The organism is Micromonospora sp. NPDC050495 (assembly GCF_040655175.1).
Taxonomy (GTDB): Bacteria; Actinomycetota; Actinomycetes; order Mycobacteriales; family Micromonosporaceae; genus Micromonospora.
In genome coordinates this window covers 124,246-149,438 of sequence record NZ_JBFAJK010000005.1, presented here as the reverse complement: position 1 = coordinate 149,438, position 25,193 = coordinate 124,246, and the positions used below count along the sequence as shown (strand labels likewise).

At 74.3% G+C, this 25,193-nt stretch carries 22 protein-coding genes; 10 read left to right on the top strand and 12 right to left on the bottom strand.

Annotation, left to right across the window (positions count from 1 at the left end):
• Window positions 1-21 precede the first annotated feature (21 nt).
• Window positions 22-891, bottom strand: coding sequence for a tetratricopeptide repeat protein (locus AB0I11_RS08725; protein ID WP_357315575.1), 870 nt, complete (start codon window positions 889-891; stop codon window positions 22-24).
• On the bottom strand, window positions 888-1,340 hold the full coding sequence (locus AB0I11_RS08720; RefSeq protein WP_357315572.1) for a hypothetical protein: 453 nt from the start codon (window positions 1,338-1,340) through the stop codon (window positions 888-890). Before AB0I11_RS08720 ends, AB0I11_RS08725 begins: the two co-directional genes overlap by 4 nt.
• 173 nt (window positions 1,341-1,513) lie before the next feature.
• Between AB0I11_RS08720 and efeU the strand changes: the two genes are divergently transcribed.
• Genes efeU through efeB form a run of 3 tightly spaced genes read left to right on the top strand, consistent with a single transcriptional unit; the run spans window position 1,514 to window position 4,916 of the window.
• The gene (efeU, locus tag AB0I11_RS08715) at window positions 1,514-2,404 is read left to right on the top strand and encodes an iron uptake transporter permease EfeU (RefSeq protein WP_357315569.1); all 891 of its coding nucleotides are present in this window, start codon (window positions 1,514-1,516) and stop codon (window positions 2,402-2,404) included.
• 29 nt (window positions 2,405-2,433) lie between these two features.
• Window positions 2,434-3,567 (top strand): iron uptake system protein EfeO, encoded by a 1,134-nt coding sequence (efeO, locus tag AB0I11_RS08710; protein WP_357315566.1) that lies wholly within the window; start codon window positions 2,434-2,436, stop codon window positions 3,565-3,567.
• A complete protein-coding gene (gene efeB / locus AB0I11_RS08705) occupies window positions 3,564-4,916 on the top strand; it encodes an iron uptake transporter deferrochelatase/peroxidase subunit (protein WP_357315563.1) in 1,353 nt (450 codons plus the stop codon). Before efeO ends, efeB begins: the two co-directional genes overlap by 4 nt.
• A 128-nt stretch (window positions 4,917-5,044) precedes the next feature.
• On the opposite strand, the gene AB0I11_RS08700 is transcribed toward efeB, so the two are convergent.
• Window positions 5,045-6,019 carry an RDD family protein gene (locus AB0I11_RS08700; RefSeq protein ID WP_357315560.1) on the bottom strand — a complete coding sequence of 325 codons (975 nt, stop codon included), beginning with the start codon at window positions 6,017-6,019 and terminating at the stop codon, window positions 5,045-5,047.
• A 41-nt stretch (window positions 6,020-6,060) separates the two neighbouring features.
• Between AB0I11_RS08700 and AB0I11_RS08695 the strand changes: the two genes are divergently transcribed.
• On the top strand, window positions 6,061-7,065 hold the full coding sequence (locus AB0I11_RS08695) for a stage II sporulation protein M (protein ID WP_357315557.1): 1,005 nt from the start codon (window positions 6,061-6,063) through the stop codon (window positions 7,063-7,065).
• Window positions 7,066-7,098: 33 nt separating this feature from the next.
• Here the strand turns inward: AB0I11_RS08695 and AB0I11_RS08690 are convergent, their stop codons facing one another.
• The 7 genes from AB0I11_RS08690 to AB0I11_RS08660 all read right to left on the bottom strand — a co-directional run bounded on the left by AB0I11_RS08690 (window position 7,099) and on the right by AB0I11_RS08660 (window position 13,298).
• Window positions 7,099-7,524 (bottom strand): ester cyclase, encoded by a 426-nt coding sequence (locus tag AB0I11_RS08690; protein WP_357315555.1) that lies wholly within the window; start codon window positions 7,522-7,524, stop codon window positions 7,099-7,101.
• 104 nt (window positions 7,525-7,628) lie between these two features.
• Window positions 7,629-8,201: a TetR/AcrR family transcriptional regulator gene (locus AB0I11_RS08685; RefSeq protein ID WP_357315553.1), complete on the bottom strand. Its 573-nt coding sequence runs from the start codon at window positions 8,199-8,201 to the stop codon at window positions 7,629-7,631.
• Between the two features lie 49 nt (window positions 8,202-8,250).
• Window positions 8,251-9,561, bottom strand: a complete 1,311-nt coding sequence (locus AB0I11_RS08680) for a DUF58 domain-containing protein (protein ID WP_357315550.1) — start codon at window positions 9,559-9,561, stop codon at window positions 8,251-8,253.
• Window positions 9,558-10,544 carry a MoxR family ATPase gene (locus AB0I11_RS08675; RefSeq protein ID WP_357315547.1) on the bottom strand — a complete coding sequence of 329 codons (987 nt, stop codon included), beginning with the start codon at window positions 10,542-10,544 and terminating at the stop codon, window positions 9,558-9,560. Before AB0I11_RS08675 ends, AB0I11_RS08680 begins: the two co-directional genes overlap by 4 nt.
• Window positions 10,541-11,857 (bottom strand): DUF4350 domain-containing protein, encoded by a 1,317-nt coding sequence (locus AB0I11_RS08670; protein ID WP_357315544.1) that lies wholly within the window; start codon window positions 11,855-11,857, stop codon window positions 10,541-10,543. The genes AB0I11_RS08675 and AB0I11_RS08670 overlap by 4 nt, the downstream gene beginning before the upstream one ends.
• A complete protein-coding gene (locus tag AB0I11_RS08665) occupies window positions 11,854-12,462 on the bottom strand; it encodes a DUF4129 domain-containing protein (RefSeq protein ID WP_357315542.1) in 609 nt (202 codons plus the stop codon). Before AB0I11_RS08665 ends, AB0I11_RS08670 begins: the two co-directional genes overlap by 4 nt.
• Window positions 12,459-13,298 carry a hypothetical protein gene (locus AB0I11_RS08660; RefSeq protein WP_357315539.1) on the bottom strand — a complete coding sequence of 280 codons (840 nt, stop codon included), beginning with the start codon at window positions 13,296-13,298 and terminating at the stop codon, window positions 12,459-12,461. The genes AB0I11_RS08665 and AB0I11_RS08660 overlap by 4 nt, the downstream gene beginning before the upstream one ends.
• Before the next feature lie 216 nt (window positions 13,299-13,514).
• On the opposite strand from AB0I11_RS08660, the gene mtrA reads away from it, so the two are divergent.
• The 5 genes from mtrA (at window position 13,515) to raiA (ending at window position 19,484) form a co-directional block, all read left to right on the top strand.
• The gene (gene mtrA / locus AB0I11_RS08655) at window positions 13,515-14,204 is read left to right on the top strand and encodes an MtrAB system response regulator MtrA (protein WP_357315537.1); all 690 of its coding nucleotides are present in this window, start codon (window positions 13,515-13,517) and stop codon (window positions 14,202-14,204) included.
• Between the two features lie 69 nt (window positions 14,205-14,273).
• Window positions 14,274-15,971 carry an MtrAB system histidine kinase MtrB gene (gene mtrB, locus AB0I11_RS08650; protein WP_357315896.1) on the top strand — a complete coding sequence of 566 codons (1,698 nt, stop codon included), beginning with the start codon at window positions 14,274-14,276 and terminating at the stop codon, window positions 15,969-15,971.
• Complete coding sequence (locus AB0I11_RS08645) at window positions 15,968-17,809, top strand: LpqB family beta-propeller domain-containing protein (RefSeq protein WP_357315533.1); 1,842 nt, start codon at window positions 15,968-15,970, stop codon at window positions 17,807-17,809. The genes mtrB and AB0I11_RS08645 overlap by 4 nt, the downstream gene beginning before the upstream one ends.
• Before the next feature lie 68 nt (window positions 17,810-17,877).
• Entirely contained in the window at window positions 17,878-18,582 is a 705-nt protein-coding gene (locus tag AB0I11_RS08640; RefSeq protein WP_357315892.1) for a ComF family protein, read from the top strand.
• A 251-nt stretch (window positions 18,583-18,833) separates the two neighbouring features.
• Window positions 18,834-19,484: a ribosome-associated translation inhibitor RaiA gene (gene raiA, locus AB0I11_RS08635; RefSeq protein ID WP_357315530.1), complete on the top strand. Its 651-nt coding sequence runs from the start codon at window positions 18,834-18,836 to the stop codon at window positions 19,482-19,484.
• Between the two features lie 34 nt (window positions 19,485-19,518).
• On the opposite strand, the gene AB0I11_RS08630 is transcribed toward raiA, so the two are convergent.
• A complete protein-coding gene (locus tag AB0I11_RS08630) occupies window positions 19,519-20,679 on the bottom strand; it encodes a GNAT family N-acetyltransferase (RefSeq protein WP_357315527.1) in 1,161 nt (386 codons plus the stop codon).
• Complete coding sequence (locus AB0I11_RS08625; protein WP_357315524.1) at window positions 20,676-21,833, bottom strand: GNAT family N-acetyltransferase; 1,158 nt, start codon at window positions 21,831-21,833, stop codon at window positions 20,676-20,678. Before AB0I11_RS08625 ends, AB0I11_RS08630 begins: the two co-directional genes overlap by 4 nt.
• Window positions 21,834-22,001: 168 nt before the next feature.
• Between AB0I11_RS08625 and secA the strand changes: the two genes are divergently transcribed.
• Entirely contained in the window at window positions 22,002-24,908 is a 2,907-nt protein-coding gene (gene secA, locus AB0I11_RS08620; RefSeq protein WP_357315521.1) for a preprotein translocase subunit SecA, read from the top strand.
• The last annotated feature ends 285 nt before the right edge of the window (window positions 24,909-25,193 follow it).

The following is a 25,193-nucleotide window of genomic DNA, read 5'->3' as shown; positions in this document are numbered from 1 at the left end:
GGGGGCCCTTTCGGGTGCCCCTCAGGGGCGCCAGCGCCGCCGGACCAGGCGGCGGACCAGGGGCGGCGCGACCCAGGACCAGACGCAGTAGAGCACCCAGGCCACCGACACCACGAGCGCGACGATCCGGAGGCCGGCCAGGTTGAGCACGACGATGGCCGCCGCCACGGCGAACCAGAGCCGGAAGCCGAGCCGGTAGAGCGGGCGCAGCGGAAGCAGCAGCGGGTGGGCGTACACCCGGGTCTCCCAGGCCGCCTCGGCGTAGTCGGCGTCGGCCGGGTCGTGCGCCACCGCCCGGCCGAACGAGCGGTGCGCCTCGCCGACCCGCCCCGCCGCCACCGCCACGCTGCCGTGCAGGGCCAGCGCCGCCGGATGGTCCGGGTGCCGGCCGAGGAACTCGCGGGCGGCCCGCTGGGCGCTCCGGTCGTCGCCGCGGGCGTAGGCGAGCTGGATCCGGCTGGCGTAGACGGCCGGCTCCTCCGGCGCGAGCGCGGCGGCCCGGTCGACCAGCCGGCCCGCCTTGTCGGTCTGCCCGACCGAGGTGCACAGGTCCGCGTACTGGCAGAGCAGCCAGGGATCCTCCGGTTCGAGGGCCAGCGCGTCCAGCAGCGCCCGCTCCGCGGGGGCGAGCGCGCCCTGCTCGCGCAGCGCCCGGCCCAGCCGGCCGAGCAGTTCGGCGTCCGGCCCCACCTCGGCCAGCCCGCGCCGGGCGGTCTCGGCGACCTCGTCCCAGCGGTCCAGCTCGCTGAGCGCGATCGTGCGGCACCGGTACGCCAGCCGGCCGGTGGCCGCCGACCCACCCACCTTGCCCAGCTCGGTCAGCGCCTGCTCGGGCCGGTTGGCCTCCAGCAGCGCGACCACCCGCGCCAGCTGCTGCTCGGGGGCGGTCACCGCAGGCCACCGGCCAGCACGATGATCAGCCCTTCGACGAGGCCGAGCCCGAGCGTCGCCGCGATGCCGGCCTTCACCAGCGAGGTCGGCTCGCCACCGCGCATCTCGTAGGTGCGGAACCGGCCCTTCTGCAGCAGGTTGGCCACCGCCCAGGCCAGTGCGCCGCAGAGCGCGCCGACCACCCGGCCCGGCCCGGACACCCGGCCGTCGAGCAGCATCGTGGTGACCAGTACCCGGGCGGCCAGGGCGACCAGCCCGGCACCGGCGATGGCCAGGGTGTCCCGGGCCGGTAGCCGGAGCCGGCCGGCGTTGATCAGCGCCAGGGTGGTGCCGGCGAGCGCCCCACCGAGGATGGCCGGATAGATCAGTGAGCCCGGCCGCCACGGTGGGCGCCGCGGCCCGGCGTACGCGGTGGGGGTGATCGTGGGGGTGAAGAGGTCGTCAGCCACGGTCGTCCTGTCTGGCGAGGGGTCTGCCGGATCCTGCCACAGCCGGGAGCAGAACAGTGGCCCCCGGCCAGGTGAAGGTTGTCATGAACAACTTGACGCACCGTCGGAACAGGAGGAAGGTATGGCTGCCCTAAGTTAACTGAGGCGTGCCTAACCAAGACTACGGAGTACCGATGTTCGCCACGTACCTGATCGGCCTTCGGGAGGGCCTGGAGGCCACCCTGGTGGTCAGCATCCTGGTCGCCTTCCTGGTGAAGTCGAACCGGCGCGGACGGCTGCCGCAGGTCTGGCTCGGCGTCGGCGCGGCCGTGGCGCTCTCGGTGCTCTTCGGCTGGCTGATCGAGTACACCTCGACCACCCTGCTGGACACCTCCGACGAGCGGGAACTCTTCGACGCCGTCACCTCGGTGGCCGCCGTCATCTTCGTCACCTGGATGATCTTCTGGATGCGCAAGGCCGCCCGGAGCATCGCCGGTGAGCTGCGCGGCAAGCTCTCCGAGGCGCTCGCGGTCGGCGCGTTCGCGGTCGCCGGCATGGCCTTCCTCGCGGTCGTCCGGGAGGGCCTGGAGACCGCCCTGATCTTCTACTCCGCGGCGCAGAGCGCGGCCGGCGGCGCCAGCCGGGGGCCGCTGCTCGCCCTGCTCGGCGGGATCCTCACCGCCGTGGTGATCGGCTTCCTGCTCTACCGCAGCGCGCTCAAGCTCAACCTGAGCAGGTTCTTCACCTGGACCGGCGCGCTGCTGATCCTCGTCGCCGCCGGCATCTTCAAGTACGGCGTGCACGACTTCCAGGAGGCCGGCGTGCTGCCCGGCCTGAACAACCACGCCTTCGACATCTCCTCGGTGCTCGACCCGAACACCTGGTACGCGGCCCTGCTCAGCGGCATGTTCAACATCACCGCCACCCCGTCCGTGCTCGAGGTGATCGCCTGGGTGGCGTACGCGGTCCCGGTGCTGCTGCTCTTCCTGCGCAAGCCGGCCGCACCCGCCCGGCCCGCCGCCCCGCCCGCCGGCACCCCGCCGGCCGGCACCGACACCCCGGTCACCGCGCCGCAACGCGCCTGATGCCCGCCTTCCGAGGAGACACCGCACCGATGCGTACCACTCGATTCGTCGTGCCCGCCGCCGCCGGGTTGCTCGCCCTGGCCGGCCTGACCGGCTGCGGGGGCGGCGGGGACCAGCAGGACGCCAAGTCCGGCGGCCCGATCGAGGTCAAGGCCACCGACAGCGCCTGCGAGGTCGCCGCCACCCAGATCGAGGCCGGCCAGGTCACCTTCAAGGTGACCAACTCGGGGTCCAAGGTCAACGAGTTCTACGTCTACGCCGCCGGTGACCGGGTGATGGGCGAGGTGGAGAACATCGCCCCCGGCCTGAGCCGCGAACTGCGCGTCGAACTGCCCGCCGGGACGTACGAGACGGCCTGCAAGCCGGGCATGAGCGGGCGCGGCATCCGAGGCGCGCTGAAGGTCAGCGGCACCGCCGCCACCGTGGCGCCCGACGCCGCCCTCAGCGAGGCCACCGCCAGCTACCAGCGGTACGTGCGGAGCCAGACCGCGGCGCTGCTCACCAAGACCGAGGAGTTCGTGGCCGCCGTCAGGGCCAACGACGTGGCCAAGGCCAAGCAGCTCTACCCGGTGACCCGCACCTACTGGGAGCGGATCGAGCCGGTCGCGGAGAGCTTCGGCGACCTCGACCCGAAGATCGATGGCCGGGAGGAGGTCGTCGAGGAGGGCATGGAGTTCACCGGCTTCCACCGGATCGAGAAGGACCTCTGGACCGCCGGCGACGTCAGCAAGGACGGCGCGCTCGCCGACCAGCTGCTCACCGACGTCAAGGCGATCGTGGCGAAGGCCAACGCCGAGAAGCTCACCCCCCTCCAGCTCGCCAACGGCGCCAAGGCGCTCCTCGACGAGGTCGCCAGCGGCAAGATCACCGGCGAGGAGGAGCGCTACTCGCACACCGACCTCTGGGACTTCAACGCCAACCTCGAAGGTTCCAAGGCGGCCATCGCGGCCCTCCGGCCCGCCCTCGAGCAGCGCTCGCCCGACCTGGTCAAGCAGCTCGACACCGAGTTCGGCACCGTCGAGGCCGCGCTCGGCAAGCACCGCGTCGGCGACGGCTGGAAGCTGCACAACCAGCTCAGCAAGGCCGAGCTGAAGGAGCTGTCGGACAGCATCAACGCCCTGGCCGAGCCGATCAGCAAGGTTGCCGCCGTCGTCGCTCGATGACGACCCGACCGGGAGGTGACGCGATGAGTGAGCCCAGCGAGCCGGCCGCCGCGGTGCGCGCGCCGAGCGCCGGGGAGACCGCGCGCGGGGTGTCCCGGCGCCGGGCCATCACCCTGGCCGGGGCCGGTGTCGCCGGCGTGGCCGGGGTGGCCGCCGGCGCCGGCGCCTTCTTCGGCGGGGGAGACCAGGCGTCGGCCACCGCGACCGCCGCCGGAGCCGTCCCGTTCTTCGGCGAGCACCAGGCCGGCATCACCACCCCGGCCCAGGACCGGCTGCACTTCGTCGCGTTCGACGTGATCACCAAGGACCGGGCGAAGCTGGTCGCGCTGCTCCAGGAGTGGACCGCCGCCGCGGCCCGGATGACCGCCGGCAAGGACGCCGGGCTGATCGGCGCGGTCGACGGCATGCCGGAGGCCCCGCCGGACGACACCGGCGAGGCGCTCGGGCTGCCTCCGTCGCAGCTCACCCTCACCGTCGGCTTCGGCCCGACGCTGTTCCGCGACGCCCAGGGCCGGGACCGGTTCGGCATCGCCGGCAAGCGCCCGGCCGCCCTGGCCGACCTGCCGCACTTCGCCGGCGACGCGCTCAAGCCCGAGCTGTCCGGCGGGGACATCTGCGTCCAGGCCTGCGCCAACGACCCCCAGGTGGCGGTGCACGCCATCCGTAACCTGGCCCGGATCGGCATGGGCGTGGTCAGCGTCCGTTGGTCGCAGCTGGGCTTCGGGCGGACCTCGTCGACCACCCGGGGGCAGGCCACGCCGCGCAACCTGTTCGGCTTCAAGGACGGCACCGCCAACCTCAAGGCCGAGGACGCCGACCTGCTCCGCGAGCAGCTCTGGGCCCAGCCCGGCGACGGCCAGGACTGGATGACCGGCGGGTCCTACCTGGTCACCCGCAAGATCCGGATGTTGGTCGAGACCTGGGACCGCAGCCCCCTGGCGGAGCAGGAGATGATCGTCGGCCGGGCCAAGGGCAGTGGCGCGCCGCTGGGCAAGCGGGCCGAGTTCGACGAGCCGGATTTCGCCGCCAAGGGCGATGACGGCGCGCCGGTGATCGCCGAGACCTCGCACGTCCGGCTCGCCCACCCCGACCAGAACGACGGCGCCCGGCTGCTGCGCCGCGGCTACAACTTCGTGGACGGCTCGGACGGGCTGGGCCGGCTCGACGCCGGGCTCTTCTTCATCGCCTACCAGCGCGACCCCCGCAAGCAGTTCGTGCCGATCCAGACCCGGCTGGCCCGCAACGACGCCATGAACGAATACCTGCGGCACGTCTCCAGCGCGCTCTTCGCCTGCCCGCCGGGCGTGCGCGACGCCGCCGACTGGTGGGGCCGGGCGCTCTTCTCCTGACCCCGGACGACGGCGGGTCCCCTGACCCCTGCGGCGGCAGGGCGCCGAGCCGGCTGGCCGGCGCCGCCGGCGGGTCAGCCTCCGCGCGGACCGTCGCGCGGCGGGTCACGCGGGCTGTCGCCGGCGGGTCAGCGCTCCGCGCGGACCGTGGCGGGCTGTCCGCGTACCGGCTCGGGCTGGCCGGGCACGGCGGCCGACGGCGCGGCGGGCCGCAACCGGGTCGCCGGCCGGGCCGGGTCGGCGACCGCCGGCGGGGCCAGCTCGGGCCAGAGCGTGGCGGTGACCGCCCGGGTACGCCCCAGCCGGTGTGCCGCCCGCCGGCCCCGCTCGGCCAGCACGGCGGCCAGGTACGCCGGCTCCGGTGCGGCCCACGGCGGCGGTGGCGCGGTGACCGCCGCGACCTCCGCCCACAGCTCCCGCCCCAACCGGCTCCGCTCCGGCTCGGCGAGCTGGTGGCTGCGGGTGAGGTACTGCCGCACGGCCAGCGCCAGCCGGTCGTCCACCCGGCTCAGGTCGGCCAGCGCCGCCCAGCCCAGCAGCGGCGGCACGGCCGCCGGCAGCGGCCGCCAGACCCCCGCGGCCCGGGTGTGCACCACCAGCGTGCCGGCGACCAGGTCGCCCAGCCGGCGCCCGCGCGGGTCGCTGAGCATCACCGTGACGCTCGCCGCCCAGCTCAGCAGCGGCAGCACCAGGCCGGGCCACTCCACCGCGACCCCGACCAGGGCCCGGGTCAGCGACTGGCCGACGCCCACCGGGCCGCCGTCGGCGCGGACCACCCGCAGCCCCACGGCGAGCTTGCCCAGCGTCCGGCCGCCCGCGAAGCGTTCCATCAGCACCGGGTAGCCGACCAGCACCAGGATCAGCAGCACGGTCTGCATCGCCCCGGACAGCGCGCCGTCGACCAGGCCGCCGGGCAGCAGGAGCAGCAGCAGCGACAGCACGATCGACAGCACCAGCGCCACCACCAGCTGGGCCAGCAGGTCGATCAGCAGGGCCAGCACCCGGGAGCCGAGCCGGGCGGCCCGGACGTCCAGCTCGACCGCCTCGCCACTGACCAACCCGGCGTCGGCCCACCGCGGGGGTGGGGGAGGTTGCGCGCGCACCGCCACAGTGAACACTATGAGCGCCGAACGGGGGAGGACGTGTGGATCTCGACGCGTACGTGGCGGAGCACACCGCCGAGTGGCGGCGGCTGGCGCGGCTGACCGGCCGGCGCCGCCTGGCCGCGGCCGAGGTCGACGAGCTGGTCGTGCTCTACCAGCGGGCCGCGACCCACCTCTCGGTGCTGCGTAGCCGCTCGCCCGACCCGGCGCTGGTCAACCACCTGTCCCACCTGGTGCTGGCGGCCCGGGCCCGGATCACCGGCCGGCCCCGGCCGTCGTGGGCGGCGGTCCGCCGGTTCCTGCTGGCCGACCTGCCGGCTGCCCTCTACCGGGCCTGGCCCTGGTGGTGTGCGGTGGCCACCGGGTTCAGCGCGCTCAGCGGGTTCCTCATCTGGTTCGTCGCCGGGCACCCGGAGACCGCCGCCGCGTTCATCGGCGAGGACGCCGCCGCCGATCTGGTCGACTCCGGTTTCGCCGGCTACTACACCGAGTTCACCGCGCCGACCTTCGCCTTCCACCTGTGGACGCACAACGCGTGGATCGCCGCCCAGTGCCTCGCCTCCGGGGTGCTGATCCTGCCGGTGTTCTGGCTGCTCTGGCAGAACGCGCTGAACCTCGGTGTGGTCGGCGGGGTGATGATCTCCTACGGTCGGGCGGACGTCTTCTTCGGCCTGATCACGCCGCACGGGCTGCTGGAACTCACCGGCATCTTCGTGGCGGCCGGGGTGGGGCTGCGGACCGGCTGGGCGTGGATCGCGCCGCCGGCCCACCTGAGCCGGGGCCGGGCGGTCGCCGAGGCGGGCCGCTCCGCGATCGTGGTGGCGGTCGGCCTGGTCGGGCTCTTCGCCGTCTCCGCGCTGCTGGAGGCGTTCGTGACGCCGGCGCCGCTGCCGGTCGCCGTCCGGGTGGCCGTCGGCGCCGCGGCCTGGCTGGCCTTCCTGGCGTACGCGCTGGTCCTCGGCCGCCGTGCCGCCAACGTCAGCCCGCCGCCCGCTGACGGCGGGGTGATCTGCACCGAGAGCACTCCGGCGTGGACACCGTCCTGACCGGTACGGTGGCCACGCCAGAGCGCCGGCTGGCTAGAACATCCCGTTCTGGTTTTCGGAGTGCTCCGGGATGTCCTGCATGACGTCCCAGTGCTCGACGAGCTTTCCGTCGTCGTCGAGCCGGAAGATGTCGACGATGGCCGTGCCACGCTGCCCGGGGACCCGTACCCCGTGGACGTGCGCCATGACGAAGTCACCTTCGGCGACGATCATCTTGACCTCGGCGCGCAGCTCGGGGAACGTCTCCTTGATGAAGCCGACGCGGCGCGCGAAGCCTTCGGCGCCGTCGGCGATCTGCGGGTTGTGCTGCACGTAGCGCTCACCGATGAACTTCGATGCTGCGGCGAAGTCCTTGTTGTTGATGCCGGCCTCGTAGAAAGCCAAGACCGTCCGCTTGTTGCGGTCAAGCTTCGGGTTCGGCGGAACGTCCAACTCGCCTGCTTCGTTATGTTGCGCCACGGTTTCTTCATCCCTTCGTCTGCTTACGACTGGGCCGCTCGCTACATTTCTGTAACTGCGGGTCAAAAATCTGGGTAGGGCAGAGCGCATCCGGTGGGCGGATGTCAGAGGAGGGCCATCACCGCGTCGACGACCCGGCGCAACCGTTCCGCATCCCGGTTCTTCGCCAGGACTGACATGCCGATGAACGCGGTGAGGAGCAGGCTTGCCACGTCCCGGGAAGCACGGTCCGCGGCGATCTCCCCACTACGCTGCCCCTCCTCGATCGCGGCCCGGAACGCGCCCTCGATGCGTTCGAACAGCCGCCGAACCGCGTCGGACGCCGCCTCGTCGGAGCCGGCCAGCTCCACCGCCGTGTTGACGGCGAGACAGCCACGGGATGTCAGGGCCACGTCCCCGTCGGCCAGTCGTTGCAGTGCCGCCCGCAGACGTTCGACAACGGGGCCTGGCGCGTCCAGCGTCTCGGTGATGCCGGCCACCCGCATGTCGACGTACCGCGCCAGGGCGAGGTCGAACAGGGCCCGCTTGCTGGTGAAGGTGTGGTAGAGGCTGCCCTTGCCGATGCCCAGTTCCGCAACGAGATCCTGCGGCGTGGTCTCGGTGAACCCCTTGCGCCAGAAGAGTCCCATCGCCTTGTCGACGGCCGCTTCGGGATCGAACTGCTTCGGCCTGCCCATGACGCGGACGCTACGCGGTTCTGTACCTTCGGGTCAAGAACGGGTCGGGTCAGAGCTGGCCGAGGGACTTGAGCCGCAGGTAGGTGTCGGCGACCGCCGGGGCGAGCCGGTCGGCCGGCGCGTCCACCACGGTCACCCCGTGCCGGGACAGCGCGGCCCGGACCCGCTCCCGCTCGGCCAGGGCCCGCCAGGCGGCCGCGGCGGCGTACGCGTCGTCCGGCGTCGCCGGTGGCCCGACGGTCAGCCCGGTGAGCACCGGGTCGTGGGTCGCCGCGAGCACCACCCGGTGCCGGGCCGCCAGCCGGGGCAGCACCGGCAGCAGCCCTTCGCCGAGCGCCCCCGCCTCCAGCGCGGTGAAGAGCACCACGAGGCTGCGTTGCCGCTCCCGGCGCAGCACCTCCCCGGCGATCAGCTCGAAGTCCGTCTCCACCAGGGCCGGCTGGAGCGGGGCGACCGCGTCGACCAGCCGGGCGAGCAGCGCCGGCCGGCCGCTGCCGGTGACCGTGGCCCGGACCGTGGCGTCGGCGGCGAGCAGGTCGACCCGGTCGCCGGCGCGGGCGGCCAGCGCGGTGAGCAGCAGCGCCGCGTCGATCGCGGTGTCCAGCCGGGGTTCGTCCCCGACCCGTACCGCGGCGGTGCGGCCGGTGTCCAGCACGCAGACCAGCCGCCGGTCCCGCTCCGGCCGCCACGTCCGCACCAGCACGTCGGCGCGGCGGGCGCTGGCCCGCCAGTCGATCGACCGGACGTCGTCGCCGATCACGTACTCGCGCAGGGTGTCGAACTCGGTGCCCTGGCCGCGCCCCCGGGTGACCTGGACGCCGTCGATGATCCGCAGCTTCGACAGCTTCTCCGGCAGGTGCCGCCGGGAGTCGAAGCGGGGCAGCGCGCGCAGCGTCCACGGTGGCGTGCCGGGCCGGCCGGCCCGCTGCCGGAACGCCAGCCGCAGCGGCCCCAGCGAGCGTACGGTCAGCGCCGCCGCGGGCCGGTCGCCGCGCCGGGTCGGGGTGAGCCGCACCGGCAGCGTGGCGACGCCGCCCGGCTCGACCGTGAGCACCTGCTCGGGCGGCACGTCGGGGCGGGCCCCGGCCGAGGGCACCCAGGCGTCGCGCACCTGGGCGTACAGGGTCCGGTCGGAGCCGTTGGCCAGCCGCAGCGTGACGGTGGCCGTGCCGCCCAGCCGGACCACCCGGTCCCCGTCGCGGGTGGCGGTGAGCGCGTGCGGCGGCGCGGCGAGGGCCCAGTCCAGCGCGACGAGCAGCAGCACCACCCCGGTCATCAGCGCGACGCCGAGGAACGGCGCCGGCCAGGCCGGGAGGGTGGCCGCGCCCAGCCCGAGCAGCAGCGCCGCCCGCCGGGTCATCGCGGGGTCGGCACGGTGGCCAGCACCGCGTCCAGCACCGCGTCGACGGTGACGCCCTCCAGCTCCACCTCCGGGCGCAGCCGGAGCCGGTGCCGCAGGGTGGGCCGGGCGACCGCCTTCACGTCGTCCGGGGTGACGTGGTCCCGCCCGGCCAGCCAGGACCACGCCTTGGCGGTGCTGAGCAGCGCGGTGGCGCCCCGGGGCGAGGCGCCCAGCTCCAGCGCGGGGGCGGCCCGGGTGGCCCGGCACAGGTCCACCATGTAGCCGAGCACCGGCTCGGCCACGTGCACCCGGCCGACCGCCTCGCGGGCGGCGGCCAGGTCCGCCGCGGTGGCCACCGGCCGTACGCCGGCCGCCCGCAGGTCCCGCGGGTCGAAGCCGGCGTGGTGGGCGCGCAGCACGCCCAGCTCCTCGTCCCGGGTGGGCAGCGGCACGGTCAGCTTGAGCAGGAACCGGTCGAGCTGCGCCTCGGGCAGCGGGTAGGTGCCCTCGTACTCGATCGGGTTCTGGGTGGCCGCGACGATGAACGGCTCGGGCAGCGGGCGACGCTCGCCCTCGACGGAGACCTGCCGCTCCTCCATCACCTCCAGCAGCGCCGCCTGGGTCTTCGGCGGAGTCCGGTTGATCTCGTCGGCGAGCAGCAGGTTGGTGAAGACCGGCCCCTCCCGGAAGGTGAACGCGGCGGTGTGCGGGTCGAAGATCAACGAGCCGGTCACGTCACCCGGCATCAGGTCCGGGGTGAACTGCACCCGCTTGGACCCCAGGTCCAGCGCGGTGGCCACGGTCCGGATCAGCAGCGTCTTGGCCACCCCCGGCACGCCCTCCAGCAGCACGTGCCCGCGGCAGAGCAGGGCGAGCACCAGGCCGGTGACCACCGCGTCCTGGCCGACCACGGCCTTGGCCACCTCGGCCCGCAGCCGGTGCAGGGCGGCGCGGGCGTCGGGCTGCGCGACGGTCGGCGCGGCGATGACGGGTCCGGTCACCGGGGATCTCCTTCGGTCGGATGAGCGACGGTACGGGTCAGGGCGTCCAGGTCGCGCGCCAGCGCCAGCAGCTCCTGGTCGTTCTCCGGGGCGGCACCGTGCAGCAGTTCCGCCACGCGGTCCGGGTCGTCGCCGGTGTACGCGGCGACCCGGGCGGCCACCTCGGCCGGCGCGGCGTCGGCGGGCAGGTTGAGCCGGGGCAGCAGCCGGTCGCGGGCGGCGGCGCGCAGCGTCTCGGCGGCGCTGTCCCGGGCGCCGGCCCGCTGGTAGAGCCGGGCCCGGCCGAGCACCGTCTCGGCGGAGCGGACGGTCACCGGCAGCGGCTCCGGCACCGGTGGGCCGAGCCGCCGGGCCCGCCAGAGCAGCACCAGCAGGCCGGCCAGCGCGAGCTGGGCCAGCAGCGCCCAGAACCAGGCCGGGAAGGCGTCCCAGAGCGGGTTGTCCCAGGGCGGCCGCTCGCCCGCCCGGTCCTGTTCGCGGCCGTCCGAACCGGCCGGGTCCCGCCCGTCGCCCGTCCCCCGGCCGGGCCGGTCCCCGTCGCCCGGCGTCGGCGACGCGCTCGGGCCGGTGGGCGCGGGGGCCGGGCCGGGCAGGTCGAGCCAGACCACCGGTCGGGCGCCGCCGAGCAGGCCGGTGGCGAGGTCCCGGTTGCCCCCCTCGTCGATCCGGTCGTTGCGGAACGGGTCGCTGGCCCCGATCACCACCACCTCGGTGCGCCACGGCACCCGGACCAGGCCGCCGGCGTAGCAGCGGGCGGCGGGCCGGCCGGGGCGGGCGGCGTACCGCTGGCGGTCGGCGGCGGCGGCGCCGGCCCGGGCGGCCTCCGGCAGCGGGCACGGGCGACCGTCGGCGTCCGGGGCGCTGACCCGGGTGGCCCAGCGCCGCCCGGTCAGGCGCAGCGGCAGGCCCAGGCCGTCCACCACCCGCCGGGACGGGTCGACCAGGACCAGCCGGCTGCCGGGCGGCAGGTAACCCAGCTCGTCCAGGGTGGTCGGGTGGACCAGGCCGGGGGCGGGCACGAAGAGGGTGGTCGGGCCGGTCCGGGCGGCCGCCAGCGCCCGCCCGGTGTCGGTCTCCCGGCGCACCGGTACGCCCTGGTCGCGCAGCGCCGCGGCGAGCCGGCTGCCGCCGTCGTCCCCGGTGGCGACCGGCGAGAGGAAACCGGGGTCGTCCGGGTCGGGCTGGTCCACGGCGTGCAGGACCAGGGTGGCCACGATCAGCAGCACCGCGACCGCCAGCGGGATCAGCAGCCGGTGCCGGCGGCGCGGGCGCGCGGCGGCGGCCGGCCGGGGCGGAGCGGGGACGGCCGTCATCCGCGCGCACCCTCGCCGGCCAGGTCCCGGCGCAGCTCGGTGGCGAGGTCGCGCATCCGGTCGTCGTGCTGCCGGGTGGCGGGGCGCTGCGCGTACCACAGGTCGGAGAAGATCGCGCCGGCCGCGTGCAGGGTCGGCTGCACCCGGGGCCGGGCGTACGCCACGGCCGTGGTCAGCTCGGTGACGGTCATCCCGGGGCGGTGCGCCACCACCTGCCGGGCCACCAGGTCACCGACCATCTCGCGCAGCCGTTCCCGGACCGCCTCGGCGTACCGCCCCTCGGCCGCGAGCCGGTCGGCGAGTCCGGTCGGGCCCGCGTCCGGCGCCCGGGGCGCGGGCACCGTCGGTACGACCGTGGCCGTCCGGACCGCCCGCCGGCGGCGGCGTGGCAGCCGCAGTCGGGGCAGCCGTAGCCGGGGCAGCCGCAGTCGGGGCAGCCGCAGCCGCGGCAGGCCCAGGCGCGGCAGCCGGCGGGGCACCCAGGCCGGGAAGAAGTACCAGCCCAGGGCGGCCAGCAGGGCGGCGAGCAGCAGGAGCAGGGCGGCCAGCGGCAGCGGCACGACGTCGCCGAGCGCGGCGACCGTCTCGGTCCACCAGCGGCTCACCGCCGCACCGCCAGCAGGACGGGTTCCGGGACGCCGGCCGGGGCCCGGGACAGCCGGATGTCCAGCCCCTCGGAGCGCATCCGGGTCTCCAGGTGCAACACCGCGTCCAGGCAGGCCAGCGCCGGGTAGGCGACGGCGTTCACCGCGACCCAGCAGACCGTGGCGATCGGCAGCGCCCACGCCTGGACGTCGAAGAGGCCGAGCAGCTCGAGGCCGTGGTAGGCGCCGAGGCCGACCGCCAGCCGGAGCAGCCACCAGCCCAGATAGCCGAGGAGTCGGATCCCGCCGGCCCGCCCGCCGCCGCGCACCGCGAGCCGCAGCGCCCGCCCCGGTGCCCGGTGGACCGGGACCCGGTCCACCACGAGCGCCGGGATCAGCGCCCCGAGCAGCGCGTACGCCACGAACCAGGCCGGCCCGGCCAACCCGGCCAGCCCGACGGCGCAGCCGGCCGCCGCCGCGAACAGCAGGCTGGCCACCCAGCGGGCCGGGCGGAGCAGCTCGGCGGGGCGGGCCCGGCGGCCCAGCAGCGCCGCTCCGGCGGCCCGGGCCGCCGGGTTGCCGAGCAGCGCGATGATCGCCGCCTCGGTGCCCGCTCCCACCGCGAGCAACAGCCAGTACGTGCCGAGCCGATCGCTGTCGGGCAGCCACTCGGGCGGCCGGGTGGCGGCCAGCACCCGCAGCGGGTGCAGCAGCAGTTGCTCGCCCAGGGCCAGCAGGACACCGAGCGGGACCAGCAGCCGGGCCTGGTCGCGCAGCAGCAGGACGGCCGAGTCCAGCAACTCGCCCACGGTCAGCGGGCGGCGCGGCAGCACGGCGGTCGGGCCGGCGTCGGGCACGCGTACTCCTGCTGAACGAGCGGTGGTGGCGGGCGGCGGCGCGCCCGGGGGATCATGGTTGCACGGCCGGTCCGGTTCCGGCTGACCCGCCGACCCGCGGCACGCCACGCGGGCAGTCCTGGTCGGCGACTGTGGTGCCGGGCCGCCCACCGCAGTACCGTGCCGTGTGATGACGCCGAACCCTCCGAAACGAACGGGGATGGAACGATAAACCCCATGAGAGCCCGGGTACTGGTCGTCGACGACGACCCAGCGCTCGCCGAGATGCTCGGCATCGTCCTGCGCAGCGAGGGCTTCGTGCCCTCCTTCGTCGCGGACGGGGAACGGGCACTGGCCGCGTTCCGTGACAGTCGGCCCGACATCGTCCTGCTCGACCTGATGCTGCCCGGGATGAGCGGCATCGACGTGGCCCGGGCGATCCGGGCCGAGTCCGGTGTGCCGATCGTCATGCTCACCGCCAAGAGCGACACCGTCGACGTGGTGCTCGGGCTGGAGTCCGGCGCCGACGACTACGTGGTCAAGCCGTTCAAGCCCAAGGAACTGGTCGCCCGGATGCGGGCCCGCCTGCGCCGGGGCGAGGACGTGGCGCCGGAACTGCTCACCATCGGCCCGCCCGGCAACCAGATCACCATCGACGTGCCGGCGCACACGGTCAGCCGGGACGACGAGGAGGTGAAACTGACGCCGCTGGAGTTCGACCTGCTGGTCGCGCTCGCCCGCAAGCCGCGCCAGGTGTTCACCCGCGAGGTGCTCCTGGAGCAGGTCTGGGGCTACCGGCACGCCGCCGACACCCGGCTGGTCAACGTGCACGTGCAGCGGCTACGCGCCAAGATCGAGCCGGATCCGGAGCGACCGGAAATCATCCTCACGGTTCGGGGCGTGGGTTACAAGGCGGGTACCGGATAGCCTGGTCGCACTGTGTTGACCTCGCCGCCCTCCGACCTGCCGACCCTGGTGACCCGCCGGCTGCGCGCCGTGCGGGCGCTGTGGCGTGCGGTGGCCGGGCAGGCGGCAGGGCTCACCTCCGGCCTGCATCGCACCTGGCGGCGGTCGCTCCAGGTCCGGGTGGTGACCATCACGCTGGTGGCGTCGAGCCTGCTGGTGGGCGGGTTCGCCTACCTGATCGCCGACAAGATCACCGGCATCCTGCTGGAGAACGCCGAGACCGACGTGCTGCTGCGGCTGCGCAACGGCAGCGAGTACGCCTCGAAGCAGTTCAACCTCTACAGCTCGCCGCAGGAGGCCCAGCTCCAGGACACCATCGACGGCACGGTCAACTACCTGGCCGGCGGTGACCCGGCGCAGACCAGCGGGGTGGTCGTGGCGATCACCGCGGACAACTTCACCGCGTTCATCGAGCCGCGTACCTCGCCGGACGTCCAGATCCGCCCGCTGATCGGGCCGGAGCTGCGGTCCAAGGTCGCCGCCGGCAAGATCGCCCACCAGATCCGCACCGGCACGCTCGACGGCGAACGCGCCAAATACCTGGTGTACGGCTCGCCGGTGCCGACCAAGTTCGGCCAGGTGGAGCTCTACTACCTCGTACCGCTGGCCCGGCAGGACGCCACCGCGGCCGACGCCCGGGCCACCGTGGTCGCCACCGGCGCCGCCCTGGTGCTCCTGCTCGGGCTGCTCGCGGCCCTGGTCACCCGGCTGGTGGTGACCCCGGTCCGGGTAGCCGCCCGGACCGCCCAGCGGCTCTCCGCCGGCCTGCTCGACCAGCGCATGGTGGTCAACGGCGAGGACGACCTGGCCCTGCTCGCCGCCTCGTTCAACCAGATGGCGACCAACCTGCAACGGCAGATCCTCCGGCTGGAGGAGATGTCCCGGTTGCAGCGGCGGTTCACCTCCGACGTCTCGCACGAGCTGCGGACCCCGCTGACCACGGTCCGGATGGCCGCCGATCTGATCTTCGCCGAGCGGGACGAGTTCGACCCGGCGGTGGCCCGCAGCGCCGAGCTGCTCCAGGCCGAGCTGGACCGGTTCGAGGAACTGCTCACCGACCTGCTGGAGATCAGCCGCTTCGACGCCGGCTTCGCGGTGCTGGACTCCGAGCCCACCGACCTGGTGCCGGTGGTGCACCGGGTGGCCGAGCGGCTGGCGGGGCTGGCCGAGCGGGTCGGGGTGGCCATCGAGCTGGACCTGCCGGACACTGCGGTGATCGCCGAGGTGGACCCGCGCCGGGTCGAACGGGTGCTGCGCAACCTGGTCGGCAACGCCGTCGAGCACGGCGAGGCCAAGCCGGTCCGGATCACCCTGGGGCTGGACCAGAGCGCGGTGGCGGTCACCGTGCGCGACCACGGCGTCGGGCTCAAGCCGGGCGAGGAGAAGCTGGTCTTCAACCGGTTCTGGCGGGCCGACCCGTCCCGGGCTCGGCAGACCGGCGGCACCGGCCTGGGACTGTCGATCAGCCTGGAGGACGCCCGGCTGCACGGCGGCTGGCTGGAGGCCTGGGGCGCGCCCGGCCAGGGCGCCCAGTTCCGGCTGACCCTGCCGGCCCGGGCCGGTGACCGGCTGACCACCTCCCCGCTGCGGCTGGTGCCGGCCGACGCCGCGCTGCCGTTCGGCGGCCCCCGCGACGGCGGCCTGCTCGCCATCGGGCCGGGCAGCGGGGCCGGCGCGCTGGCGGTCGGGCCGGCGGACGGCGCGGACCGGGCCGAGGTGACATCGTGACCGCGTACGGCGGGCCGGTCCGCCGCGCCGGGCGGCGCCGCCTGCTGACCGCGCTGCTGGCCGGCGCGCTGCTCCCCGCCGGTTTGACCGGCTGCGGCCTGCCGGACCAGACCGAGGTCCAGGTCGACGGCTCCGGTCCGGCCGCCGAGGCCGGCGCGCTCAACGGCAGCCCGGCCCGGCCGCCCAAGCCGGAAGACAGCAACGAGCCGGGGCAGTTCATCGAGAACTACCTGCGGGCGGCCGCCGCCGGGGAGCGCGAGCAGGCGTACACCCGGGTGAAGGAATTCGTCGCGCAGGAGTCGCAGGCCCGGCTGCGCGAGAAACAGAGCAGCGAGATCGAGCTGACCGTGGTGCGGCTGCGGGAGAAGCTCGAGGTCACGCCGCCGAACAACCAGGGCACCAGCGCGGTGACCGTGAAGGTGCAGCAGGTCGGGGTGCTGCGTGCGGACGGCACCCTGGCCCCGCCGGTGGCCAACGAGACCGAGTACGTGTTCCGGCTGCGCCGCACCGAGCCGGGCCAGGCGCTGCTGATCACCGACCTGCCGAACGTGCTGCTGGTGCGGGACACCGCGCTGCGCGAGTACTACCGGTCGCGCACCATCTACTTCTGGAACTCGGACCAGACCCGGCTGGTGCCCGACCTGCGGTACCTCCCCTCGTCCGTGTCGACGGAGCGGCGGGTCACCGACGTGGTGAAGTGGCTCGCGGGCGGGCCCTCCGACTGGCTCGCCCCGGGGGTCACCGGGCTTCCCGACGGCACCCGGCCGATCAACAACGCCACCGGCGCGGACGGGCACTGGGAGGTCAACCTCACCATGCCGGGGGCGAACGACGGGAAGCTCGCCCTGCTCGGCACCCAGCTCGCCTGGTCGCTGCCGGACCTGGTCGGCAAGCTCGACCTGAAGATCCAGAACCAGAAGCGCCGCACCGTCGACCTGGAGCCGGAGCGGGCGGCGCACGCCGCCTACCCGCACGGGGACCTCCCGGCCCGGTTCACCGTCTACGACGGGGCGATCCGCCCGCTCGCCATCGGCAACGAGCCGACGGCGGGCGTGCCGATCGAGCCCGCCGCCAACAAGAACGTGGTCTCGGCGGCGCTGGCCCGCGCCGACGACCAGGTCCTGGCCGCGCTCGTGGTGACCGGGGCCGGCGGCCGGCAGCGGCTCAAGGTCGGCTCCGGTCCAGCGCCGGTCACCGTCTTCAACACCAGCAGCGGGGCGTACCGCGCCATCGGCCGGCCCACCTGGCTCCGCTCCCTGGACAAGGACCACCCGGCCGGGCTGGTGACGGCCGACGGCAAGCTCTACCGGTTCGACGGGACGTCGGCCGCGATGAGCCTGGTGTCGCTGGCGGTCCCCGGACCGGTCGTGGCGGTTGCCGGCTCCCTCGACGGGCACCGGATCGCCCTGGTCAGCGGGGGCGCGCTCTACGTCGCCGCGGTGAGCGTGGACGGCGGCGTGATCAGCGTGGGCCAGCCCCGCCGGCTGGCCACCCTGGTCACCGCGATCACCGCCGTCGACTGGATCGCGGAGAACGAGCTGATCCTCGCCGGCGAGGAGGCGGACCGGCGGCCGGCGATCCACCAGAGCTCCGTCGACGGCACCCAGGCGACCGCCCTCCGGACCAACCTGGGCGCCGAGGTGACCCAGCTGGCCGCGTACCCCGGCGGCGCCGTCGGGGGGCCGCCGTCCTTCTCCTACATGTACGAGGCGGGCAGCGGCGCGGACCGGGCCGCCTACCGGAACAACCCGTTCGACAACATCAAGCGGGAGCAGGTGCTGGAGGTGCCGGCCGGCAGCCGGGCGACCGACCCGACCGCGCCCTTCTTCCTCTACTGAGATGCCGGGACGGTACTGACATGCCGGACCGGGGCGGTAGCGGCCTGCCGGACCGACGCGGTACTGGCCTGCCGGACCTGGGCGGCCTCTGGTCGGACCTGACCGATCTGGTGCTGCCGGCCGCCTGCGCCGGCTGCCGCGCCCGGTCCGCGGGCCTGCGGCAGGGCTTCTGCCCGTCCTGCGCCGGCGCACTGGCGGCGCTGCGTCCCACGCCGGCCCGTCCCGATCCCTGTCCGCCCGGCCTGCCGCCCTGCGTCGCCCTCGGCCCGTACGCGGGCCCGCTGCGGGACGGGCTGCTGGCGTACAAGGAGCGGGGCCGGCACGGGCTGGCCCGGCCGCTGGGCGCGCTGCTCGCCGAGGTGGTGGCCGCGGCGGTGGGCCCGGAGCGGCCGGTGACCCTGGTGCCGGTGCCGGACACCGCCCGGGCCGCCCGGGCCCGCTACGGCGACCACCTGGGCCGGCTGACCCGCCACGCGGCGGCCCGGCTGCGCGGCGCCGGCTGGCCGGTACGCGTGCTGCGGCCGCTGCGGGCGCTGCCCCGCCCGGACTCGGTGACGCTGGACAGCGCCGGCCGGGCCGCCGCGGCCGACGCCGCGTTCCGGCTGCGCCGCCGCCTGGGTGCGGCGCCGCTGGACGGGCCGGTGGTGCTGCTCGACGACATCGTCACCACCGGGGCCACCCTGGCGGCGGTGTGTCGGGTCCTGCGCGGCGCGGGAATGACGCCAAACGCCGCGGCCGTGCTCGCCGCAACGCAAAAGCGGCACCATTCGTGACGCTTCGTGTTTCCGTTTCACCCCAAGGTGTATGACCTGTTAAATTTCGCGGCCTCCCTCGGCAACTGGGGGTGACTGGTGGCCGAACAGGAGTTAGCGTTCTGGTGTCGGGGGTAGGAGGTCTCCAACCTTCCCCCGGCACTTGGAAGGAGGCGTAGCCGTACACATCGGTCGACGCCGAGCGGGACTTTCCCAGGGCGCGTCGACTCCGAAGATCCGGACCGAACGACCGTCCGAACAAGGGAGGTCACGTGGACATCGTGGTCAAGGGCCGTAACGTCGAAGTGCCGGACCATTACCGGGTGCACGTAGCCGAAAAGCTCGCGAAGATCGAACGCTACGACCACAAGCTCATTCGCGTGGACGTCGAGTTGTTCCACGAGCGCAATCCGCGCCAGGCCGATCACTGCCAGCGGGTGGAAATCACCTGCGTGACGCGCGGCCCGGTGATCCGGGCCGAGGCCTGCACAAATGATTTCTACAGCGCGCTGGACGCGGCGATCGCCAAACTGGACACCCGGTTCCGCCGGGCAGCCGACCGGCGCCGGGTGCACCGCGGCCGACACGCGCCGCTCTCCGTCGCGGCCGCCACCGCCGACCTACCGGTCGCCGACCTGGACGGGCCGGGAATGGCGGTACTGAACGGCCACGCCACGGCCACCGCGGTCGCCGACCGGCCCGACGACGGTGGCCTCGAGGAACACGACGACCAGCCGTGGCACATCGCGCGGGCGAAGGTGCACCCCGCCGAGCCGATGACCGTCGACGACGCGCTCTTCCAGATGGAGTTGGTCGGCCACGACTTCTACCTGTTCCAGGACAAGGAGTCCGGCCGCCCGAGCGTGGTCTACCGTCGGCGCGCCTACGACTACGGGATCATCTCGCTGGACACCGGACCCTGACCATCCCGCGGTGCGGACCGGGAGCCGTGGTGGGTCACCCCGCCGCGGCTCCCGCCGTTCCACCACCGGCCGCCGCCCCGACGCCCCGGCGCCGCGCGACGTCGGTGGCGAGCAGCCCGAAGATCACCGAGTCGGTGCGGGTGCCGTCCGGGCCGGGGAGCCGGCCGCGCAGCAGCCCTTCCCGGCCGAAGCCGGCCTTCGCCAGCACCCGCTGCGAGCCCAGGTTCTCCGGCCGGGTGCCGGCCCAGAGCCGGGCCAGCCCCACGTCGAAGGCCCAGCCGGCCACCAGGCGTACCGCCCGGGTGGCCAGGCCCCGGCCGCGCGCCTCGGGCAGCAGGCTGTAGCCGAGCATGGCCTGGCCGGTGGCCGGTTCGTCGTAGACCAGCGCGCAGCCGCCGGCCACCTCGCCGGTGGCCGCGTCCAGCACGGCGAAATCGGCCGAGCGGCCGGCCAGCCAGTGGCTCTCCGCCAGCCGGCAACGCCGCGCGATCGACTCCCGGGTCGGCGGGACCGGCGGCACCCGGTTCGCCACCACCTCCGGCAGCGTGTGCAGCCGGTACAGCGCGTCGGCGTCCGCCGGCCCCACCCGGCGCAACGTCACCACGCCGTCGGTGAGCCGGCCGTCGGGCAGGTCCGGCAGCAGCCGGGCGGTCGGCCCGGGCGGGTCGTCGGCGAGGCGTACCCAGACGGCCAGGTCGTGCCGCGCGTCCCGGCCCTGGCCGGCCGACCGGCGTACCCCCTCGGACCGGAACCCGGCGGCCAGCGCCACCCGCTGGCTGGCCGCGTTCTCCTCCTGGGTGAGCAGTTCGAGCCGGGCGGTGCCGGCGGCGAAGGCCGCCTCGGCCAGCGCGCGGGTGGCGGCCGTGGCCACGCCCCGGCCGCGCGCCCACGGCGCGACCCAGTAGCCGATCTCGGCCTGCCGGCGTTCCGGCAGCGGGTGGCTGAGGCCGGCCGCGCCGAGCAGCCGGTCGGTGGCCGGGTCGGCGACCGTGTACGCCGCGCCGCCGCGTGCCCAGACCGCCGGCTCGCCCTCGGTGATCCACCACCGGGCGCTCTCCTCGGTGTACGGGTTCGGCAGGAAGGGCAGGAACCGCTGGATGTCCGGGTCGGCGCAGGCTGCGGCGGTGTCCGCCAGATCGCTCAGCCGGGACGGCCGCAGCCGTACCCCGTACCCCTCGATGATCTCCGGGGTCACGCCAGGTCCTCCGGGAGCAGCCCGGCCACCCAGACGTCCACCCGCTCGCCACGGTGCTGGAGCCCGCCCCGGGTGGTGCCCTCGAAGACGAAGCCCGCCTTCTCGGCGGCCCGGCGGGAGGCGGTGTTGCCCACGTTGGCCCGCCACTCCACCCGGGCCAGCCCCAGCGTGGTGAACCCCCACGCGCAGAGCGCGGTCAGCGCGGCCGGCAGGTAGCCCCGGCCGCGGGCCGGCGGGGCGGTCATGAAGCCCACGTCGGCCACCAGCGGATCGGCGGGGGAGATCCGCAGGTCGAGCGAGCCGAGGTACCGGTCGTCGGCGTCGGCGACCGCGTAGTACGCCCCGCTGCCCCGGGCCCAGGCCGCGGCGGCGAAGTCCCGCACGAAGCCCTCGGCGTCCGCCCGCTGGTAGGGGTGCGGGACGCTGGTCCAGCGGACCGTCTGCTCGTCCCGGCAGGTCGCCACGATCGGGTCGAGGTCGCGGTCGTCCAGCGGGCGCAGCCGCAACTCGGTGTCGACCGCGGTGGCGAACAGGACGGGCTGGGGCCGGCCGAAGACGGCGGCCCGGCGGGCGGCCAGGGTGTCCGGGCCGTACGGGGTGGGCCCGTCGGGCGCGGCCAGCTCGGCCGGGAGGAGGGAGCCGAGCCAGCCCTCCGGGCGGCCGTCGACGGACGGATGGGCGAGCCGCAACTCGCCCTCGACCCGGAAGCCGGCCCGGAGCGCGACCAGACGGGAGGCGTGGTTGCCGATCTCGGCCTGCCAGGTCAACCGGCGCAGCTTGAGCGTGTCGAAGGCCCAGCGGGCGACCGCCCGGGTGGCTCGGACGGCCACGCCCCGGCCCCGCGCCGAGGGTGCCGTCCAGTAGCCCACCTCGGCGGAGTCCAGGGCCCGGTCGATGGAGACGAGTCCGCAGGAGGCGAGGAGTTCGCCGGTCCGTTCGTCGCAGACCGCGAACGGAGCGCCGGTGCCCTCGGCCCAGGCCCGGGCGCTGACCCCGGTGACGAAGCCGAGGGCGTGCTCGGGCAGGTACGGGCGGGGTACGGTGGTCCAGCGCTGGATGTCCCGATCCTGGCAGGCGCGGTACACCGCGTCGGCGTCCTCGGGCCGCCAGGGTCGCAGCAGCAGGCCGTCCTCGACGATCTCCACGGGCTCCATCGGGCCATCCTGCCGGACCGTTCGCGTTGGGCGTAACCGGATAACCGCCGGCCAGCGAGGCGCTGGGGCGATATGTCGGGTTCCCCGCCCCGGACCGCCGCCACCAGTGACCATCGCCGGGTCGAAGCGCCTACGATGGTTCGAGACTGTCTAGGGGAGCGTTGATCCGTGTCGATTCTGGAAAAGGTCCTTAGCGCGGGCGCGGGCCGTATGGTGCGTCGGCTCAAGGCCATCGCCGCCGCCGTCAACTCGATCGAGGACGACTACGTCAACCTCACCGACGACGAACTGCGCGGCATGACCGACCAGTTCAGGGAGCGGCTCGCCGACGGTGAAACCCTCGACGACCTGCTGCCCGAGGCGTTCGCGGTGTGCCGGGAGGCGGCCGCCCGCGTGCTCGGCCAGCGGCCCTACGACGTCCAGGTGATGGGCGGCGCGGCGCTGCACTTCGGCAACATCGCCGAGATGAAGACCGGTGAGGGCAAGACCCTGACCTCGGTCATGCCGGTCTACCTGAACGCGCTCGCCGGCAAGGGCGTGCACGTGATCACGGTCAACGACTACCTGGCCGAGCGCGACGCCGCCTGGATGGGCCGGGTGCACGAGTTCCTCGGCCTGAGCGTCGGCGTGGTGCTGCCCAACCGGCCGGCCAGCGAGCACCGCGCCGCGTACGAGTGCGACATCACCTACGGCACCAACAACGAGTTCGGCTTCGACTACCTGCGGGACAACATGGCCTGGTCCCGCGAGGAACTGGTCCAGCGCGGCCACTTCTTCGCGGTGGTCGACGAGGTCGACTCGATCCTCATCGACGAGGCCCGGACCCCGCTGATCATCTCCGGCCCGGCCGAGCACTCCGCCCGCTGGTACCAGGAGTTCGCCGCCGTGGTGGCCCGCCTCCAGCCCGGCACCGACGGCGAGGGCGACTACGAGGTCGACCACGCCAAGCGGACCATCGCCATCACCGAGCGCGGCGTCGCCAAGATCGAGGACCGGCTCGGCATCGACAACCTCTACGAGTCGGTGAACACCCCGCTCGTCGGCTACATGAACAACGCGATCAAGGCCAAGGAGCTCTACAAGCGCGACAAGGACTACATCGTCAGCGACGGCGAGGTCCTGATCGTCGACGAGTTCACCGGCCGCATCCTGCACGGCCGCCGCTACAACGAGGGCATGCACCAGGCGATCGAGGCCAAGGAGGGGGTGGAGATCAAGCAGGAGAACCAGACCCTGGCCACCATCACCCTCCAGAACTACTTCCGCCTCTACGAGAAGCTCTCCGGCATGACCGGTACCGCCCAGACCGAGGCGAGCGAGTTCAACAAGGTCTACAAGGTCGGCGTCGTGACCATCCCGACGCACCGGCCGATGGTCCGCCTCGACCGGGCGGACGTCATCTACAAGACCGAGAAGGCCAAGTTCAACGCCGTGGTCGAGGACATCGCCGAGCGGCACGAGCAGGGCCAGCCGGTGCTGGTCGGCACGGTCTCAGTGGAGAATTCCGAGATCCTCTCCCAGCTGCTGCGCCGCCGGGGCATCCCGCACTCCGTGCTGAACGCGAAGTTCCACGCCAAGGAGGCGGAGATCGTCGCCCAGGCCGGGCGCAAGGGCGCGGTCACCGTCGCGACCAACATGGCCGGCCGCGGCACCGACATCCTGCTCGGTGGCAACCCCGAGTTCCTCGCCGCCAACGAACTCCGCCAGCGCGGCCTCGACCCGGTCGAGCAGCCGGAGGAGTACGCCAAGGCGATGGAGGAGATCCTGCCGAAGTGGAAGCAGGCCTGCGACGTCGAGGCGGAGGAGGTCGCCGCCGCCGGCGGCCTCTACGTGCTGGGCACCGAGCGGCACGAGTCCCGGCGGATCGACAACCAGCTGCGCGGTCGCGCCGGCCGGCAGGGTGACCCGGGCGAGTCCCGCTTCTACCTGTCGCTGCAGGACGACCTGATGAAGCGCTTCCGGGCCGGCGCGGTCGAGGCGGTGATGGACCGCTTCAACATCCCGGAGGACGTGCCGATCGAGTCGAAGATGGTCACCCGCCAGATCAAGAGCGCGCAGGCCCAGATCGAGGGCCAGAACGCCGAGATCCGCAAGAACGTCCTCAAGTACGACGAGGTGCTCAACAAGCAGCGCCAGGTGATCTACGCCGAGCGCCTCCGGGTGCTCAACGGCGAGGACCTCTCCGAGCAGGTCCGCAACATGATCGACGACGTGATCAGCGCGTACGTCGTGGGCGCCACCAGCGACGGCTACGCCGAGGACTGGGACCTGGAGCAGCTCTGGTCCAGCCTCAAGCAGCTCTACCCGGTCGCCGTGACCCTGGAGGACCTGGAGGAGGAGGTCGGCTCCCGGGCCGGCCTCGACCAGGACTTCCTGCTCGCCCGCCTCAAGGAGGACGCGCACGCCGCGTACGACCGGCGCGAGGAGCAGCTCGGCGTGGAGGCGGTCCGCCAGCTCGAGCGGATGGTCCTGCTCCAGGTGATCGACCGCAAGTGGCGCGAGCACCTGTACGAGATGGACTACCTCCAGGAAGGCATCAGCCTGCGGGCGTACGCCCAGCGCGACCCGGTCATCGAGTACCAGCGCGAGGGCTTCGACATGTTCGCCACCATGATGGACGGCATCAAGGAGGAGACGGTCGGCTTCCTCTACAACGTGGAGGTGCAGGTCCAGGAGGCCGAGCCGGAGCCCGAGGAGGTGCAGCTGCTGGAGAAGCCGGTGGAGATCCGGGCCAAGGGCCTCGGCCACGCTCCGCAGCAGGGCCTGCAATACTCGGCGCCCGCCGTGGACGGCGAGGCCGGCCGGGGCGCCCCGGTGATCGAGCGCGCCGAGCAGGAGGCGCCGGCCCTCGGCGTCGGGCGTACCCAGAACCCGCAGCGGCCCGCCACCTCCGGTCCCCGCCGCGCGCCGAACGGCATGAGCGGCCAGGCCGTCGCCGCCAGCACCGCCGCCCGGCGGGCCGCCCCCGGTCAGGTGGACGGCAGCAGCGAGGGCCCGTCCCGCAACGCGCCCTGCCCGTGCGGCTCCGGCCGCAAGTACAAGCGCTGCCACGGCGCCCCCAACGGCGGCAACTGACCCGCCCCCGCACCACCTCGCAACAGGCCCCGGCCCCCCCGGCCGGGGCCTGTTGCCGTCCCCGTCCCTGCCCCGTCCCGTCCCCGTCCCCGTCCCGTCCCCGTCCCGTCCCCGTCCCGTCCCCGTCCCGTCCCGGTCCCCGCCTCCGTCCCCGTCCCCGGCCCCGCGCTCGGCTGGGGCGCGGCACGAGTTGCCGCATCTCGTGCCTTCCCGCCGCCCGGATGCCCCGTTTTGCCGCATCTCGGGTGTCGTCCCGCTCGGTGGGAACCCGTCTCGCGGCATGTC